The 18,014-nt window shown below is 64.6% G+C and carries 8 protein-coding genes; 2 read left to right on the forward strand and 6 right to left on the reverse strand.

Going from position 1 to position 18,014, the window contains the following annotated elements; genetic code table 11:
• Window position 1 precedes the first annotated feature (1 nt).
• Genes treY through AC0L23_RS11880 form a run of 6 tightly spaced genes read right to left on the reverse strand, consistent with a single transcriptional unit; the run spans window position 2 to window position 14,005 of the window.
• Complete coding sequence (treY, locus tag AC0L23_RS11855; RefSeq protein WP_085395699.1) at window positions 2–2,788, reverse strand: malto-oligosyltrehalose synthase; 2,787 nt, start codon at window positions 2,786–2,788, stop codon at window positions 2–4.
• A 1-nt stretch (window position 2,789) separates the two neighbouring features.
• On the reverse strand, window positions 2,790–4,544 hold the full coding sequence (gene treZ / locus AC0L23_RS11860; RefSeq protein ID WP_026232660.1) for a malto-oligosyltrehalose trehalohydrolase: 1,755 nt from the start codon (window positions 4,542–4,544) through the stop codon (window positions 2,790–2,792).
• Window positions 4,541–6,619 carry a glycogen debranching protein GlgX gene (gene glgX / locus AC0L23_RS11865; protein ID WP_085351910.1) on the reverse strand — a complete coding sequence of 693 codons (2,079 nt, stop codon included), beginning with the start codon at window positions 6,617–6,619 and terminating at the stop codon, window positions 4,541–4,543. Before glgX ends, treZ begins: the two co-directional genes overlap by 4 nt.
• A gap of 3 nt (window positions 6,620–6,622) precedes the next feature.
• Window positions 6,623–8,761, reverse strand: a complete 2,139-nt coding sequence (gene glgB / locus AC0L23_RS11870; protein WP_018454055.1) for a 1,4-alpha-glucan branching protein GlgB — start codon at window positions 8,759–8,761, stop codon at window positions 6,623–6,625.
• Window positions 8,754–12,047 (reverse strand): maltose alpha-D-glucosyltransferase, encoded by a 3,294-nt coding sequence (treS, locus tag AC0L23_RS11875; protein WP_446479970.1) that lies wholly within the window; start codon window positions 12,045–12,047, stop codon window positions 8,754–8,756. Before treS ends, glgB begins: the two co-directional genes overlap by 8 nt.
• Window positions 12,048–12,058: 11 nt before the next feature.
• Window positions 12,059–14,005, reverse strand: coding sequence for a maltotransferase domain-containing protein (locus AC0L23_RS11880; protein WP_473356997.1), 1,947 nt, complete (start codon window positions 14,003–14,005; stop codon window positions 12,059–12,061).
• Window positions 14,006–14,209: 204 nt separating this feature from the next.
• Here AC0L23_RS11880 and malQ point away from each other — a divergent pair, with 204 nt between their 5' ends.
• Together malQ and AC0L23_RS11890 are read left to right on the forward strand one after the other, a co-directional pair.
• Window positions 14,210–16,168: a 4-alpha-glucanotransferase gene (gene malQ / locus AC0L23_RS11885; RefSeq protein WP_085395697.1), complete on the forward strand. Its 1,959-nt coding sequence runs from the start codon at window positions 14,210–14,212 to the stop codon at window positions 16,166–16,168.
• 42 nt (window positions 16,169–16,210) lie between these two features.
• The gene (locus AC0L23_RS11890; protein ID WP_085395696.1) at window positions 16,211–18,013 is read left to right on the forward strand and encodes a glycoside hydrolase family 15 protein; all 1,803 of its coding nucleotides are present in this window, start codon (window positions 16,211–16,213) and stop codon (window positions 18,011–18,013) included.
• The last annotated feature ends 1 nt before the right edge of the window (window position 18,014 follow it).

Here is an 18,014-nt window from a genome sequence, read left to right on the forward strand (position 1 = left end):
TTCAAGCGCGGGTGCGCTGTCGCACCGGCTTCGCCGCGCCCGCTGGGCGCGCGGGGATGACCGAAGCGGGAAAACCGCGAAGCGCCTGCGCGAGCGGCAGATCGTTGCCGGCGAAACCCGGCACATTATAGCCCGTGACGTCAATAGTGGCGTCGGCCCCATCGAACGCCGGCCATTCGCGGCCTGCTTGCGTGAAAGGTGCGAACTGGCGCCCGACCACGACGATCGCCGCAGCCCGGCCGTGGCGGCGGGCAAACGCTACGACATGGTCGGCATGTGCGCCCCGCACCTGAAGCGGCTGGTAGTCACCTCGCGCGAAGACGTCGGGCAGCTCGTTGCGCAGCTTGAGCAGGTGCCGCGTCCAGGCCAGCTTGAGCTGACCGTCCGGCCAGCTCTTGATTAGGTGATTCCAATCCGGATTCTCCAGCCTGCCCAGCGCCGCATGTCGCGCGGAAAAATCCACCGGGCGGCGGTTGTCGGGATCGACCAGCGACAGGTCCCAGAATTCGGTGCCTTGGTAGAAGTCGGGTACGCCCGGCAATGTCGCCTTGAGCGTGAGCTGGCTCAGCGCGTTCAGCGCGCCGAGCAGCGCGACGCGGCGAGCCAGCGTGTTCAGCGCCTCCAGGAATTCGCCTGATTGCGCGGGATCGAGGATCTTCGCAATGAAGCTCTTGACGCCGTTCTCATAGGCCTCGTGCGGGTTGAGCCAGCTGGTCTCCTCCTTGCCCTCGCGCGCGGCCTTGAGCGCGTAGGCCTGGATACGCGCGACGAAACCGGCATCGGCCGGCTCCTGGAGGGAGCAGGCGCCGAGCAGCGTCTGGTAGAGCATGTATTCGAACGTTGCCGACGGAGCGCGCAGATTGCCGTCCAGCGCGAGGTGCGGCGCGTTCAGGACTTTCCAGCGTGCCACGGCGCTGGTCCATTCGCCGGGAATTTCACTTAAGGCAGCAATCCGCGCGCGGGCGTCCTCGCCACGTTTGGTGTCGTGCGTGGCGGTCGCCGTCATCCCTTGCGGCCATTCCCTGGCGCGGGCCTGCATGGTCTCGTGGAAAGCGGGAATGGTGAGGCCCTTGCTCGCGGGATCGCCGCCGACTTCGTTCAGGGCGAGCAGCCGGTGGAATTGATAGAAAGCGGTGTCCTCCAACGACTTCGCCATCATCGGCCCGGTGAATTGCTGCACCTTCAGCGCAAAGCGGCGCACCCGCGGGGCGCTGTGCGGGGGACGACCGGGCTTGAGCAGGTCCATGGTGAGGGCGTCGCGCAGGAAGTCGAAAATGCCTTCGTCCGCGGCGAACCATTCCCGGCGAGCGTGCTCGATGGTGTTGTCGATCAGCTTACGATCGTTCGCCGTTGGCGCGCTTGTCGTCAAATAGGTGCGGTACACCGGGAAATGCAGCACATAGAGCTCGAGCGCCTGCCGCAGGCTGTCAGCGGAAAAGTCGCGGGTCGAGTAGTGCCCGTTGGCGATGCGCGCAAGCAGGCGCGTCAGAACCGTGAATTCGCTGGTCAGCAGCGTCTCCAGCACGCGCCGTTTGGCGTCCTTGACGTAAGGCGCGAGCCGCGGCGGCCGGTTGCTGATCTGCCGCCAGGTCTCGTCCATGGCCTCCAGCCCCTTGGCGTCGACCAGAACGTGAGTGATGGCGTTCATCCACTCATAGCCGGTGGTGCCCTGGACGCCGGCGAAATGCGGCAGGCGCTCGTGCTCGCACAGGATTTTCTCGATCACCGTATAGAACGGCTTTGTGGTGCCCTGAGCGTCGCGCACCAGCCGGCGCAGCCGCTGGCAATATTGCGCGGGATCGCGCAGGCCGTCGATATGATCGAGCCGGATGCCTTGCAGTTTGCCGTCGGCAATGAGTTGCTTCACCAGCCGGTGCGTGGCGGCGAACGTGCCGGGATCCTCGACGCGCATGCCGGCGAGCCCGTTGACGTCGAAGAAACGTCGATAGTTGATGTCGCTGGAGGCAAGCCGCCAGTGCCCCAGCTTGTAGTGCTGGCGCTCCAGCAAATGATGCAGCGCCAGCGTCTGCGCGGGACGGTCCTTGGCCGCGCGATAGGCGCCGAGGCCGCGCCCGATGATATCGGCGCTGCCTGCGATCTCCCTGAGCTCCGCCTTGAAGCCGGGTGCTTCCTTGCGGTTGGGGCGGCGCAGTCCCGTGTAGCGCGCCGCGAGCGACAGCAGGCGCTTGCCCGTCTCGGTCTCGGCGGCGTCGGCGTCCTTCACGATCATCCGCAGCACCTCGCCATAGCGCTCCGGCGCGATCGGCAATCGATGTTCGAAATACCAGGCGGAAAAACTACCTTCGTTGGGATCGTAGCGCAGCTCGATATCGCCGCTCTCGAGCGCTTCGCCATAGGACGCTCCGAGGATCGGCAGCAGCACGCCGCCGCGGGCGCGGAAGGCCAGTTGATCCCAGTCGATATCGAAGGAGACGGCGTGCGGCGAGGCCTGGCCCCATTCCAGCACGTCCAGCCACCAAGGATTGTCGGCGAAGTGCACGCCGACATGGTTCGGTACGAAGTCGATGATGAGGCCGAGGTCGTGTCGCGTCAGCGCCTCGCTCAGCCGCGCGAAGCCGGCCTCGCCGCCGAGCTCCGGATTGAACTGGCTGTGGTCGACGGTGTCATAGCCGTGCGTCGAGCCCTTGCGGGCCTTCATCACCGGCGAGGTGTAGAGATGCGTGATTCCCAGCGCCTTCAGGTAGGGCACCACCGCGGCGGCCTTGTCGAAGTCGAAATCCGCGGTGAGCTGAAGCCGGTAGGTTGCGAGAGGAATGGCTGGAGCCATCTCAACCTCCGAGGCGCCAGACCACCGACCAGCGCGCAAGCCGGTCGCCGGCCGCGCCGCCCCAGATCAGGGTCCCCACACCGGCGTCGGAACACGCGATGTCCTTGTCGGAGAGATTGGCCACGAGGCGCAACGTCGCGCCATCTCCCATGTGCCAATGTGCGGTGAGCAGGCCGCTATCGGCCACGGCGGCATCACCGAAGCGCGCACCTTTCAGTCGTGGCGCGATCTCCTTGTGGCGGAGTGCGAGCAGCTCCCGCACCAGCGCGAGACGCGCATCCTGCTCCGGCGTGTGGTCGGTCCAGTCGAGCACGGCCGATTGCAGTGTTGCCGGATCGAGCGGGTCGGGCACCTCGTCGCCGTACTTTTCATAGGCCCAGGCGTATTCCTGCCTGCGCCCCTTGCGGACGGCATCAGCCAGTCCGCCCTGGAAGTCGCAGAAGAACGGGAAGGGCGCGATGGAGCCCCACTCCTCGCCCTGGAACAGCATCGGCACCATCGGTGCGAGCAGGGTCACCGCGAGTGCGGCTTCGATCTGCTCGGGCGATGCCAGGCTTTCGAGCCGGTCGCCAAGCGGCCGGTTGCCGATCTGGTCGTGGTTCTGCAGGAAGTTGACGAAGGTTGCCGGCGGCAGCTCGCCGCTGTTCTCGCCCCGCGGCTTCTTGCCCCAGAATTCCGAGATCTCGCCCTGATAGACGAAGCCGGAGGCGAGCGCGCGTGCGAGATCGAGCCGCGGCGTTTGATAGTCCGCATAATAGCCGGCGAGCTCGCCCGTCAGCATCACGTGCCAGACGTGGTGGTAGTCGTCGTTCCACTGGCCGCGATATTTGCCGTTCGGAGGCTCCTGCGCCGCGTCGAGCAGGCTCGCGCGGTTGTCGCCGTTCTCCAGCACGAGATGGATATGGCGCTCCGTCGCCTTGGCAAGCTCGCCCGCGGCGACGCTAAGGTCTTGCAGCATCGATTGCTCGCCGGGGATCGCCATGATGTGATTGGCGGCATCGAGCCTCAGGCCGTCGAAGCGATAGTCGCTGAGCCACGACAGCGCGTTCTCGACGGCAAAAGCGCGAACCTGCGGCACGCGATAATCGATCGCACTGCCCCATGGCGTGTGCGCGTCGGTGAAGAAGGCCGGCGCGTAGCGGCCGAGGTAATTTCCCTCGGGGCCGAAATGATTGTAGACGACGTCGAGGAACACCATCAGCCCGCGCAGATGGGCTTCGTCGATCAGCGTCTTCAATTCATCGGGATGACCATAGGCGCTGTCGGGCGCGTACCACAGCACGCCATCATAACCCCAGCCGCGGCGACCGGCGAAGTCAGCCAGCGGCATCAGTTCGATCGCGGTGATGCCGGTCGCGACGAGATGATCGAGCTTGTCGATCATCGCACGATAGGTGCCTTCCGCAGTGAAGGTGCCGACATGCGTCTCGATCAGCACCGTCTCTTCCCAGGGGCGGCCGCGCCAATCGGATGCGCGCCAGTCGAAGGCGTCATGATCGATCACCTCGCTCGGGCCGAACACGTCGTCGGGTTGGAATGCAGACGCCGGATCGGGCACGTCGATCTCGTCATCGATCCTGAATTTGTAGTTGCTGCCGACGGGCAGATTGGCAATCTCGGCGACATACCAGCCATCCTGCCGGCGCTGCATCGCGTGTCGTCTGTCGAGCAGGAGATCGACACGGCGCGCGGCAGGCGCCCACAGCCGGAACGATACGCCGTCCCTCGTCGGCCTCGCCCCGAAGGATGGCCTCATAGCGCCCCCGCGAAAGCGAGCACGGAGCGCGGCGGCGCCTTGCTGTCGCTCCCGGGCTGGAAGTCGATCGTATTCAGCTTGGCGTCGGTCGTGTTCAGGATCTGCTGCCAGCTCTTGTATTCAGTCATTTTTGGCAATTTGAATGCGATCTCTTCGGGGGCTGCGTTGAGTACGATAAAGATCGCGGCGCTGCCCGGTTCCATCGGCCCCATCACATAGGAGAGGAACCGCCCTTCCGGGAATTTCCAGTCGCTTTCCGTCATTTCGTCGCCGGCCGGCGTCAGCCACAGCGCGCCATAGGAGATGCCGTCCTTGGGGCGGCCGTCGAGCCAGCGATGGCTGCGAAGCTGCGAGAACCGGCGGCGGATATCGGCGAGTTCGGCGACAAAACCGACCATGTCGTCGCCGTCCTTGCCGAGATTGTCCCAGCCGACCCAGCCCACCTCGTTGTCCTGGCAATAGGCGTTGTTGTTGCCTGATTGCGAATTCCCGACCTCGTCGCCTGCGAGGATCAGCGGAATGCCCTGCGCCAGCATGAGGCAGGCCAGTACGTTCTTGCGAAGCTGCCGGCGCAAGCTGACGATTTGGGGATCGTCGGTCGGACCCTCGACACCGCAATTGTTGCTGTGGTTGTCGTTGGAGCCGTCGCGATTGTCCTCGCCATTGGCCTCGTTATGCTTCTCGTTGTAGCTGAAGAGATCGGCCAGGGTGAAGCCGTCATGCACGGTGATGTGGTTGATGCTGGCGCGCGGCCGCCGTCCGTCGTGGTTGAACAGGTCGGAGGACGCCGTCATGCGGCTGGAGATATCGCCGATCAGGCTGCCTTCGCCGCTCCAGTAGCGGCGCATGGCGCTGCGGTAACGGTCGTTCCACTCCGACCATTGCGAGGGAAATGCGCCCACCTGATAGCCGCCAAGGCCGAGATCCCAGGGTTCGGCGACGAGCTTGACGCTCGCCAGCACCGGGTCCTGGCGGATCGCGGTCAGGAACGAGCTGCCTCGATCATAACCGTTCGGTCCGCGGGCCAGCGTGGTGGCGAGGTCGAAACGGAAGCCGTCGACGTGGCAGACCTCGACCCAGTAGCGCAGTGAATCCATCACCATCTGCAGCACGCGCGGGTGGGTGAGGTTCACCGACGAGCCGCAGCCGGTAAAATCGTCGTAGTAGCGCGGGTTTTCGCGGTTCAGCCAGTAATAGGAGGCGTTGTCGATGCCGCGATAGCACAGCGTCGGACCGAGATGATTGCCCTCGGCGGTGTGATTGTAGACGACGTCGAGCATCACCTCGATGCCGGCATCGTGCAGACGTGCGATCGTGGTGCGGAAGGAATCGAGAGCGTTGTCCTGGGCGTAGCGCTGCTCGGGCGCGAAGAAGGACAGGGTGTTATAGCCCCAGTAGTTGACGAGCTTCTTCTCCACCAAGATGCGGTCGTCGACGAAGCTGTGCACCGGCAGAAGCTCTACCGTGGTGACGCCGAGCTTCTTCAGGTGCTCGATCATCGCGGGCGAGGACAGGCCGCCATAGGTGCCGCGCAAATTCGGCGGCACGTCGTCGCGCTTCTGTGTCAGTCCCTTGACGTGGGCCTCGTAGATGATGGTATCTTCCCAGGGAATGTTGGGCCGGATCTCGCGGCGGCCCCAGTTGAAGGTCTCGTCGACGACGACGGCCTTCGGCATGCCGCGCGCGTTGTCGCGCCGGTCGAACGACAGGTCTTCGCGCGGGCTTCCGGTGCGATAGGCGAAATGCGCGTCACTCCAGACCAGCCGCCCGGAAAGCCGCTTGGCATAGGGGTCTAGCACGAGCTTGTTGGCATTGAAGCGGTGGCCGTGCTCCGGCTCGTAGGGGCCATGCACGCGGTAGCCGTAGAGCTGGCCGGGCGAGACGTCGTTGAGATAGCCGTGCCAGACATCCTCGGTGCGCTCCGGCAGCTCGACGCGCTCGAGTTCGCGGCGGCCCTGCATGTCGAACAGGCACAGCTCGACCTTCTGCGCGTTGGCGGAGAACAGCGCGAAATTGGTGCCGCGTCCGTCCCAGCTTGCGCCGAGGCGTGCGGGCGATCCAGCAGTCAGGCGCATCGTTCAGCTTTCCGGAACGAGGAAGATCGCGGCGAGCGGCGGAATGGTGAGGCGGAGCTCGCCATTGACGGCGTGGACTTCGCCGATGTTGCCGACATTGCTGCCGCCGTAATGGGCGGAGTCCGAGTTGAACACTTCCTTCCACTTGCCACCGAACGGCGCGCGAACGCGGTAATTGCGATAGACATTGGGTGAGAAGTTGACGATCACCATGCACCGGGCGTGCTCGTCAAATCCCTTGCGCAGCCAGGCGAACACGTTGCGGTTGGCGTCGTCGGTGATCAGCCATTCGAAGCCGGCCTGCTCGCAGTCCATCTGGTGCAGGGCGGGCACCGCGCGATAGAGCCGGTTGAGATCGCGGATCAACGCCTGGATGCCTGAATGGGGCTTGTACTCGAGCAAGTGCCAGTCGAGCGATTGGTCGTGATTCCATTCTCGGCTTTGCGCGATCTCGGCGCCCATGAACAGCAGCTTCTTGCCGGGATGGCCGAACATGAAGCTGTAATAGGCGCGCAAATTCGCGAAGCGCTGCCATTCGTCGCCGGGCATGCGCCCGAGGATAGAGCGCTTGCCGTGCACGACTTCGTCGTGCGACAGCGGCAGGACGAAGTTCTCCGAGAAGGCGTAGTGCAGGCCGAACAGGATGTCGCCGTGATGATGCTTGCGGTGGATCGGGTCCTTGCTGATGTAGTTCAGCGTGTCGTGCATCCAGCCCATATTCCACTTGTAGCCGAAGCCGAGCCCTCCGAATTCGACCGGGCGCGAGACCTGCGGCCAGGCGGTGGACTCTTCGGCGGCCGTGGTCGCCTGCGGGAAACGCGCGAACAGCTCGGTGTTGAAGCGGCGCAGGAATGCGATCGCCTCGATGTTCTCCCGGCCGCCATGCTGGTTCGGAATCCACGCCCCGGGCGGACGGCTGTAGTCGAGGTAGAGCATGGATGCGACGGCATCGACTCGCAGTCCGTCGATCGCGTAGCGCTCGAGCCAGAACAGCGCGTTCGAGACCAGGAAGTTCGTCACTTCGGTGCGGCCGTAATTGTAGATCAGCGTGCCCCAATCGAGATGCCGGCCCTGGAGCGGATTGGCGTGCTCGTACAGCGCTGTGCCGTCGAAGCTGCCGAGCCCGTGCGGATCGTCCGGGAAGTGGCCGGGCACCCAGTCGAGCAGCACGCCGACGCCCTCGCGGTGGCAGGCATCGACCAGCGCGGCAAAATCCTCCGGCGTGCCGAAGCGGCTGGTCGGCGCATACAGCCCGGTCGGCTGATAGCCCCACGAGCCGTCGAAAGGATGCTCGCTGACGGGGAGGAATTCGAGATGGGTGAAGCCCATGTCGCGGGCGTAGGCCGGCAGCTGCTCGGCCAGCTCGCGATAGGTCAGCCATTCATTGCCGTTCTTGCGCCGCCATGAGCCGAGATGGACCTCGTAGATCGACATCGGCGCGGACAACGCGTTGATGCCGTCGGGCGCCGGTCGCGGCCGGGGCAGATGTGCTTCGTCGAACACGATAGAAGCGGTCTTCGGGCGCACCTCGCTTGCAAAAGCCATCGGATCGGACTTCAGCGGAAGCAGATGGCCATGCGGTCCGATAATTTCGAACTTGTAGTGGTCGCCGGCCTTGGCGTGCGGGATGAACAATTCCCAATAACCCGCGCCGCGCACCCGCATCGGATGGCGCCGTCCGTCCCAAAAATTGAAATCGCCGACCACGGAGACGCGCCGGGCGTTGGGCGCCAGCACCACGAAGCCGATGCCATCGATGCCTTCGAGCCGCATCGGATGCGCGCCGAGCTTGTCGTAAAGGCGCTGGTGGGTGCCTTCGCCAAGCAGATAGAGGTCGAAATCGGTCAGGATCGGCGGAAAGCGATAGGTGTCCTCGAATTCGATGACGTTGTCGCCGAACTTCGCGCGGAGCTGGTAGTGCTTCGCGCCGTTCGGCAGAGCTCCGATGAACAGGCCGGCATCATGGACGCGATCGAGCTTCGCCACCTCGCCGTGCTCGCCCACCGCCTCGACGTTGGAAGCATCGGGAAGAAACGCGCGCACCACGCTCTTGTCGCCCTCGGGATGCAGCCCGAGATAGTGGAACGGATCGGAGTGGCGACCCTCGATGATCGCATAGGCCTCGGCAGGGAGTTTAGGCATGGGCTTCGCTCTCGATACTGGACAGAATGCGAAGCAGTCCGGACAGCGGCGCATGGAGCCCCTCAGGCCGGTGGGACAGCTCGTACTCTACTTCCTCGAACGCTTGATCAAGCAGGAAAAACCTTAACAGGCCAGCCGCAGATTGCGGATCTTCCGGCCACAGCCGCCGATCGGTCATGGCTTCGCGGTAGGCGGTGAGGAACGTCGCGGTGGTGCGCTCGCGCCATTCGTCGAGCGCAGCCGTGAGACGGCCCTGTTCGTCGGAGGCGCCCGTGAGCGCGCGGTGAAGCGCCGCGTTAACCGAAAGATCAATCGAGCGGATCAGGCCGGCAACGTCACGCGCCGCAGGCAGCTTGCGCCGCTTGTCGGCCAGCGGCAAACGCGGATCTCCGTCGAAGTCGATGATGAAGATATCGTCCTTCACGATCAGAGTTTGCCCGAGGCGGAAATCGCCATGATGACGGATGTTCAACCCGCCGAGCTCGGAAGGTAAGAGCGCGTTGAGCCGGCCGGACAGGATCGCGCGCTCCGCGGCGAGCTGATTGATCAGCGGTCGGTCCACCTCCCGCAGGCGGTCGGTGCTGGCGGCCAGCCGCTCGAAAACCCGCTCGGCCCGTGTCTCGAGCTCGGATGACCAGCGCTTGACGTGTGCGGAGCCAATGGGCTCCGGCGCGAGATCTCCGGGCTTTGCAGCGGCCAGAGCCACATGCAGCTCGGCGAGCCGTCGGCCGATCTGCGCAATGAAGTGCAGATAGGGCGCTTGCTCCTGGGTCTCGCGGGGCATCTCGCCCGGTGGCAGCACCCGTTGCTCGTCGATATAGCGGTCGAGATAGCCCGCGGTGACGCCCCAGCCGTCGCCCTGATTCTCGACATAGGCGTGCAGCACGCCGACTGCGCTGCGACGGTCGTCTTCGACCAGCTCGACGCTGCCGAGCAGTGCCGGCGTATTGGCAAAGCGGGCGATCTCGGTGAGGTAGGAGCCGATCTCGATCTCGGGATTGATGCCGGCTTCGAGCTGGCGATAGATCTTGGCGACATACTGGTTGTCGACCAGCGCGGTGCTGTTCGACTGCTCGATCGTGCGGATGCGTTCGGGCTCCTTGATGGTGTACTCGGCAAACCGGCTGGTCGCCTTGAACTCCAGCCGCAGATTGTTTTCTTCCACCACCAGATTCTGCGACAGATTGCGCAGGAACAGGCCGATGAAGATCTGCTCGGTTGCCACGTCCAGCAGCGTGCCTTCGCGGGCCCCCTGACGCACGGCGGCGAGCGCCCTGGGATTGAAACGTTCGCGGTCGAAGCGCACCCATTCGATCTGCATCGGCAGCACGTAGCGCGTGGTGACGTCGCCCTGCGCGGCCTCGAAGAATGCGATCCAGGGCCTGTTGTCGCCGATGTCGCAGAACGGTACTGCCGAGGTCAGCGTCGGCTTGATGTGCTTGGGATTGTGCTCCGGATACCATCGCGTGCGCGACAGGAATCCCGGCAGCACCTCGTGCTCGAACACGCCGCGCTCGCGCGCCAGCGACACCCAGGTCGAGTTCACCGGCACCACCAGCGTCTCGAATTCGGGCACTGCGCGCGGCGTCACCGGCTCGGACTTGTCGCGCTCGGTGAGCTGGAACCAGTAGAAGCCATAGGGCCCCAGCGTGACCATGTAGGGCAGTTCGCCGATCGCCGGAAAACGCGTGCGGCCGAGCATCTCCTGCGGGATGCGGTCCTTCCAGGGCGACAGATCGAGCTCGGTCGCCTGGGCCGCGCGCGACAGATTGGCGACGCAGAGGATCACCTCGTCGCGGTACTGCCGGACATAGGCCAGCACGGCGCGGTTGGCCGGGCGGATGAAGGTCATGGTGCCGCGGCCGAAGGCGAGCGTCGATTTGCGCACCGAGATCAGACGCTTGGTCGCGCTGAGCAGCGAGGACAGGCTGCGCGACTGCGCCTCCACGTTCACCGATTCATAGCCGTAGACCGGATCCATGATCAGCGGCGCGTAGAGGCGGGCCGGGTCGCAGCGCGAGAAGCCGCCGTTGCGGTCCGGGCTCCACTGCATCGGCGTGCGCACGCCGTTGCGGTCGCCGAGATAGATGTTGTCGCCCATCCCGATCTCGTCGCCGTAGTAGATGATCGGCGTGCCGGGGAAGGACAGCAGCAGCGAGTTCATCAGCTCGATCTTGCGCCGGTCGTTGTCCATCAGCGGCGCGAGGCGCCGGCGGATGCCGACATTGATGCGGGCGCGCGGATCGTTGGCGTAGGTGGTCCACAGATAGTCGCGCTCGACGTCGGTCACCATCTCCAGCGTCAGCTCGTCATGGTTGCGCAGGAACAGCGCCCATTGGCAGCTCGCCGGAATATCCGGCGTCTGGCGCAGGATGTCGGTGATCGGGAAACGGTCCTCCTGGGCGATCGCCATGTAGATGCGCGGCATCAGCGGGAAGTGGTAGGCCATGTGGCACTCGTCGCCGCGGCCGAAATATTCCTGCACGTCCTCCGGCCATTGATTGGCCTCGGCCAGCAGCAGCTTGCCCTTGGAGTAGGAATCCAGCTCGTGGCGGAGCCGCTTGATGATGGCATGCGTCTCGGGGAGGTTCTCGTTCGAGGTGCCTTCGCGCTCGCAGAGATAGGGAATGGCGTCCAGACGGAAGCCGTCGACGCCGGCATCCAGCCAGCGCTTCATCACCTGGATCAGCGCGCTGACGACGCGGGGATTGTCGAAATTGAGGTCCGGCTGGTGCGAGAAGAAGCGGTGCCAATAAAACGCCCCGGCCTCGTGATCCCAGGTCCAGTTCGACTTCTCCGTGTCGGTGAAGATGATGCGGGTGCCCTGGTATTTCTGGTCGGTGTCGCTCCAGACATACCAGTTGCGGGCGCTCGAGCCTGCCGGGCTGCGGCGAGCACGCTTGAACCAATTGTGCTGGTCCGAGGTGTGGTTGACGACGAGCTCGGTGATGACGCGCAAGCCTCGCTTCTGCGCCTCCTGGATGAAGCGCTTGAAATCCTTCATCGTCCCGAAATCGGGATTGACGGAACCGTAGTCGGCGATGTCGTAGCCGTCGTCGCGGCCGGGCGAGGGATAGAACGGCAGCAGCCAGAGCGCGGTGACGCCGAGCTCCTGGAGATAGGGCAGCTTCTCGGTCAGCCCGGCGAAGTCGCCGATGCCGTCATTGTTGCTATCGGCAAACGCCTTGACGTGAAGCTGATAGATAATGGCGTCCTTGTACCAGAGCTCGTCCACGATCTCGGCAGCCTCGGCTTTCTTGGTGTCGACGGAAGACAATACGTTCATGGCGTGCGCCCTTACGCCAGGCAGCGGAACAGCAGCGCCGGATCGCGCTCGGGATCGATACGCAATTTGATCCCGCCCCATTCGATGCGGGCCTGTTCGCCGGTGAGGAGGTTTTCGAGTGCCGACACATGGTGTCGCTGCCCGCCGGCGTCAACCGTGACGTCGCCGAGCGGCAACCAGAATTCGCGCACGTGGCACGAGAGCGCAACCACGGCCACGACGATGTTGGCCGGGTCGGTCGCTTCCTTGACGAAGGCGATCGTCTCGCCCTCTTCGATGCCGAGGAAGCGCAGGTTCGCCGTCCGCTGAAGCGCAGCATTCTCGCTGCGGATGCGATTGAGCTCCGTGATGTAGGCCTTGATGTTGCCGGGCTTGTTCCAGTCGCGCTGCTTGATCTGGTATTTCTCGGAGTTGAGATATTCCTCGCGGCCGGGGATCGCGTCGTGCTCCAGCAGCTCGAACCCGCTGTAGACGCCGTAATTGCCGGACAGCGTCGCCGCCAGCGCGACGCGCGATTTGAACGCCCATGTCTCGCCGCCCTGGAGATGATAGGGCAAAAGATCGGGCGTATTCACGAACAGGTTCGGCCGATAGAAGTCACGTTCGGGATAGCGCGTCAGCTCGCCGAGATATTGCTCCAGCTCCCACTTCGCCGTGCGCCAGGGGAAATAGCTGAACGATTGCGCAAAGCCGAGCTTGGCGAGGCCCTTCATCAGCTTCGGGCGCGCGAACGTCTTGGAAAACAGGATCACCTCGGGATGCCGGCGGCGGATGTCACGGATCAGCCACTCCCAGAAGGCGAGCGGCGCGGTGTCGTGATTGTCGATGGCGAAGATGGTGACGCCGTGGTCGATCCAGAACAGCATGGCGTCGCGAAACGCGTTCCACAGTCCAGCCCGGTCGACGGACGCGAAATCGGGGATGACGATATCGGAATAGGGCCCGTCAGCCGTCCGCACCGACCGATCCGGGCGCCATTTGAACCATTCCGGATGCTGCGTCAGCCACGGGTGGTCCGGCGAGCATTGCACGGCGAAGTCGAGCGCGAGTTCGAGGCCGTATTCCAGGCAGGTCGCGACCAGCGCGCGAAAATCCTCGATCGTGCCGAGTTCGGGGTGCAGCGCGTCGTGCCCGCCCTCGATGGCGCCGATCGCATAAGGCGAGCCGGGATCGCCGTCGCCCGCCACCGGCATGTTGTTGCGGCCCTTGCGCCGGGTGCGGCCAATAGGATGGATCGGCGTGAAGTACAGCACGTCAAAGCCCATCGCGGCGATGTCGGGCACGCGCGCGATGCAGTCGCGGAGCGTGCCATGCTGTCCTGGCACCACGCTCTGGCTGCGCGGCATCATCTGATACCAGGCGCCGAAGCGTGCCTTGTCGCGGTCGACGAACAGTGGGAATAGCGCCGAGCGCGTGAGATCAGGCCGCAACTGGCTCTCGGCCATGGCTGCGCCGAGCTCGGTTGCCAGCAGCGGGGCAACGTCGCCGGTCTGAAGATAGTCCTCGCATCGCCTGACGATGACGGCGGCGGCGTCCTGCTGCGCGCCATGCGCCTTGGTCAAAAGGCCGGCGCCCTCGATCGCATCGAGCGTGACGTCGGCACCGGAGCGCTGCTTGCGCGCGACCGCGTGCGACCAGGTGGCGAATTCGTCGGTCCAGGCTTCGATCGCATAGACATATTTGCCGGGCTCGACGGGTGTGAACGCGCCGGACCAGCGGTCATTGCCGTGAGGGATCATCGGCTCGCTCTGCCATTCGCGGTCCTGCTCCTGTCGCCAGATCAGCGCTGCGCCGATCACGGCGTCGCCGTCCCGGTAGATGTCGGCCCAGACCTCGACCGGTTCGCGCGCGATCCGCTTCACGGGGAAGCGCCCGCCGTCGATCAGGGGATAGACGTCCTCGATGAGGAAAGTGCTGCCGACTGCGGCACTCTCGACAGTTTGAATTGTCTTGTTCACGGTGATGCCATTGACAAGAAAGCAGGAGCCCGTTTCCCTTGCCGGGAACCTACGCTTGATACCACTATAGAAAGCCGCTTGTGTGTCATTGGTTCCCTGGGGAACGGCAGGCGCGGCTCGCGAGTTAACCCTGACTAACCTCTTCCGCGACCTCGTTAAAATCGATGCCCCCGGCCACAAAATGGCCTGCAAGCTGCGTGCCGAATGGATCTTTTAGCTCAAGCCCGGATCAAGGGCGTTCAATCCGAATTCGTCGATGCCCTCGGAAAGCTGCGGGTCACCGATCCCGTGGCCCTCAAATCCATCCTCGACGCCTTGCCGGAAAAGCGGGTTTACCGCTTCGTCAGCGGGCCTGTGGTGGTACGCGCCTTGGGCCATCCGCGCACCGAATTGGTGACGATCGGTGCGCCGCCGCTCAAATGGAAGATGACCGGCAACGGCAATTTGATCGCGCAAGGTGAGACGCGCGAGCCCGTGATTGCCTGGCCGGCCGGCCTGCCGCTCGGCTATCACCGGCTGACGCTGACGGATGCCGGAGGCGTGACGGAAGAGGTGCCGATGATCGTGGCGCCGGAGCGGGCCTTCGGCGGCGATTTCGACCGGGGCTGGCTGCTTGCCGTGCAGCTCTACAGCGTCCGCTCGGACCGCAATTGGGGCATCGGCGATTTCACCGACCTCGCCGGTCTGGTCCGGCTCGCGAAGCAGTTGGGCGCCGACGGCGTCGGGCTCAATCCCCTGCATGTGTTGTTCGATGACCATCCGGCCGATTGCAGCCCCTATTCGCCGAACAGCCGGCTGTTTCTCAATCCGCTCTATATCGACGTCGAGGCGATCCCGGAATTTTCCCCCGACCTCGTCCCCGATGCGGCCGCGACCGCCGCGCGGCTCCGCGACGGTGATCGTGTGCCCTATCCGGACATGGCGGCCTTGAAATGGTTGGCCTTGCGTGCCGCCTTCGACAGCTTCGTGAAAACCGCGAGCGGCGTCCGCCGCAACCAGTTCGACGCCTTCCGGGCGGCTCGCGCGCCGCTGTCCCGTTTTGCCTGCTTCGAGGTGCTACGCCATCGCTTTGCGGCGCCGTGGTGGGAATGGCCGCAGGAATGGCAAAAGCCGGATGAGACGAAATGCGCCGAGCTGCGCAACGGCCCGGACAAGCACGAGGTCGAGTTCGTCGAATTCGTGCAATGGACCGCCGATAGCCAGTTGCATGCGGCCAAGGAGCTGGCCGGCCAGCTCGGCATGCGGGTCGGGCTCTATCTTGACGTTGCCGTCGGCGTGCAGTCGAACGGCTTCGATGCTTGGAACGAGCAGGAGGCGATTTCTCGTCATCTCGCCGTCGGCGCGCCGCCGGACGTGCTCAATACCATTGGCCAGGATTGGGGCTTGGCCGGCTTCAATGCCGGCGGCCTGGAGGCGCAATCCTTCGTGCCATTCGCCGATATGCTCGCGGCTTCGATGCGCCATTCCGGAGCCATCCGTCTCGATCACGTGCTCGGCTTGAAGCGGCTTTATCTGGTGCCGCGCGGCTTCAAGCCCGACAACGGCGCCTATGTGCAGATGCCGTTCGAGGCGCTGCTGGCGACCGTGGCGCGGGAGAGCGCTGCCCATAAGTGCATCGTCATCGGCGAGGACCTCGGCACGGTGCCGGAAGGTTTTCGCGAGACCATGCAGGATTTCGGCATCTGGTCCTACCTCGTCATGATGTTCGAGCGCGACGATGCCGGTCACTTCCGGCCCGTCGATCACTACCGGCCCAACGCGCTGGTGACGTTGAACACGCATGATCTGTCGACCTATGCCGGCTGGCGCTCTTTCAGCGATCTCAAGATGAAGCGCTCGCTCGGGCTCGATCCCGGCGAGAACGATCAGGCCCGCTGGGATGCGCTCGGCCTGCTCGACGAGATCCTGCGTGCCAACGGCATCCGTGCCAATGATGTCTATTCGGTGCTCGCCTTCCTGTCGCGCACGCCGTCGCGGCTGCTTGCGGTGTCGCTGGAGGATCTGCTCGGCGTGATCGACCAGCCCAACATTCCCGGTACGATTGACGAGCATCCGAACTGGCGCCAGCGCCTGCCTGTGACGCTCGACAAGATCATTTCGAAGGTCGATGTCGCAGCCTTGAAGGCCGCGACACGGGAACGCTCGTTACCCGGCGGGCGTTGATCGCCGGGGTCTCCGGACGTCGTTTTCGAGGCTCGCACGACATTGTCTCAGAGGATTGAAGATTATGCGCTGATCGGCGACTGCGAGACCGCGGCGCTGGTCGGCCGCAACGGCTCGATCGACTGGCTGTGCTGGCCGGCCTTCGATTCCGACGCCTGCTTTGCAGCGCTCCTCGGCACGCACAAGAACGGCCGCTGGCTGATCGCGCCGAGCGAGGACGTCACCGCGACGTCGCGCCGCTATCTCGGCGACACCCTCATCCTCGAAACGCGCTTTGAGACTGACGGCGGCACCGTTGCGCTGATCGACTTCATGCCGCCGCGCGGCAAGGCCTCCGACATCGTGCGGCTGGTCCGCGGTGTCAGCGGCAAGGTGAAGATGCGGATGGAGCTCGTCATCCGCTTCGGCTTCGGCGTCGACATCCCGTGGGTGCGGCGGATCGACCATTCCCTGCTGGCGGTCGCCGGGCAGGACATGACCGTGCTGCGGACACCGGCCAAGACCCGAGGCGAGGATCTGACCACGGTTTCCGATTTCGAGGTGAAGGCCGGCGAGACCGTGCCGTTCGTGCTGACCTACGGCCCCTCGCATCTCGAGCCGCCCGCGCCAATCGATCCGGAGGTCGCACTCAAGGAGACCGAGAAATTCTGGCAGGACTGGTGCAGCCACTGCAATCGCGATGGCGACTATCGCGACCTGATCGTGCGCTCGCTGATCACACTCAAGGCGCTGACCTTCGCTCCGACCGGCGGCATCGTCGCGGCGCCGACCACCTCGTTGCCGGAGAAGCTCGGCGGCGCCAGGAATTGGGACTACCGCTTCTGCTGGCTGCGCGATGCCACCTTCACGCTGCTGGCGCTGATGAACTCGGGTTACACCGAGGAAGCCTCGGCCTGGCACAATTGGCTGTTGCGTGCGGCGGCAGGCTCACCGGCGAACATGCAGATCATGTACGGCATCTGGGGCCAGCGGCGGCTGCTGGAATGGGAGGCCGGTTGGCTCGATGGCTACGAGGGCGCACAGCCGGTGCGCGTCGGCAATGCCGCGCATGCGCAGCTCCAGCTCGACGTCTACGGCGAACTGATCGACGCCTTCCACCAATCGCGGATGGCCAAGCTCAAGCTCGACGACGAGAGCTGGGCGCTGGAATGCGCCGTGCTCAAGCATCTCGCCGAAGTCTGGGACCAGCCCGATCACGGCATCTGGGAGCGGCGCGGGCAGCCGAAGCACTATGTCTTCTCCAAGGTGATGACCTGGGTCGCCTTCGACCGCGGCATCAAGAGCGCCGAGACCTTCGGCTTCAAGGCGCCGCTGCTGCACTGGCGCACCTTGCGCGACGCCATTCATCGCGACGTCTGCAACCGGGGCTTCGACGCGGAGGAGAATGCCTTCGTGGAGTCCTACGGCTCGAAGCTGCTCGATGCCAGCGTGCTGCTGCTGCCGTCCGTTGGCTTCCTGGAAGCGTCGGATCCGCGCATTCGCGGCACCATCGCGGCGATGGAAAAGCACATGATGCCTGACGGCTTTGTGCTGCGGCACGATCCGCGCGAAGTGTCCGAGGAGAAGCAGCCGATCGAGGGCGCCTTCCTCGCCTGCAGCCTGTGGCTGGCCGATGCCCATGTACTGGCGGGCGATCTCGACAAGGCGCAAGCCTTGTTCGATCGCGTGGTCGGTGTCGCGAATGATGTGGGACTGCTAGCCGAGGAATATGATTCAGGCGCCAGGCGTCAGACCGGCAATTTCCCGCAGGCGCTGACTCATATCGCGCTGGTCAACACCGCGCATAACCTGTCGGCCGCAAGGCAGGGCAGCAAGAAGCCTGCGATGCAGCGGTCGAAGCAGTGAC

It is taken from the genome of Bradyrhizobium sp. MI1.4, assembly GCF_055811315.1.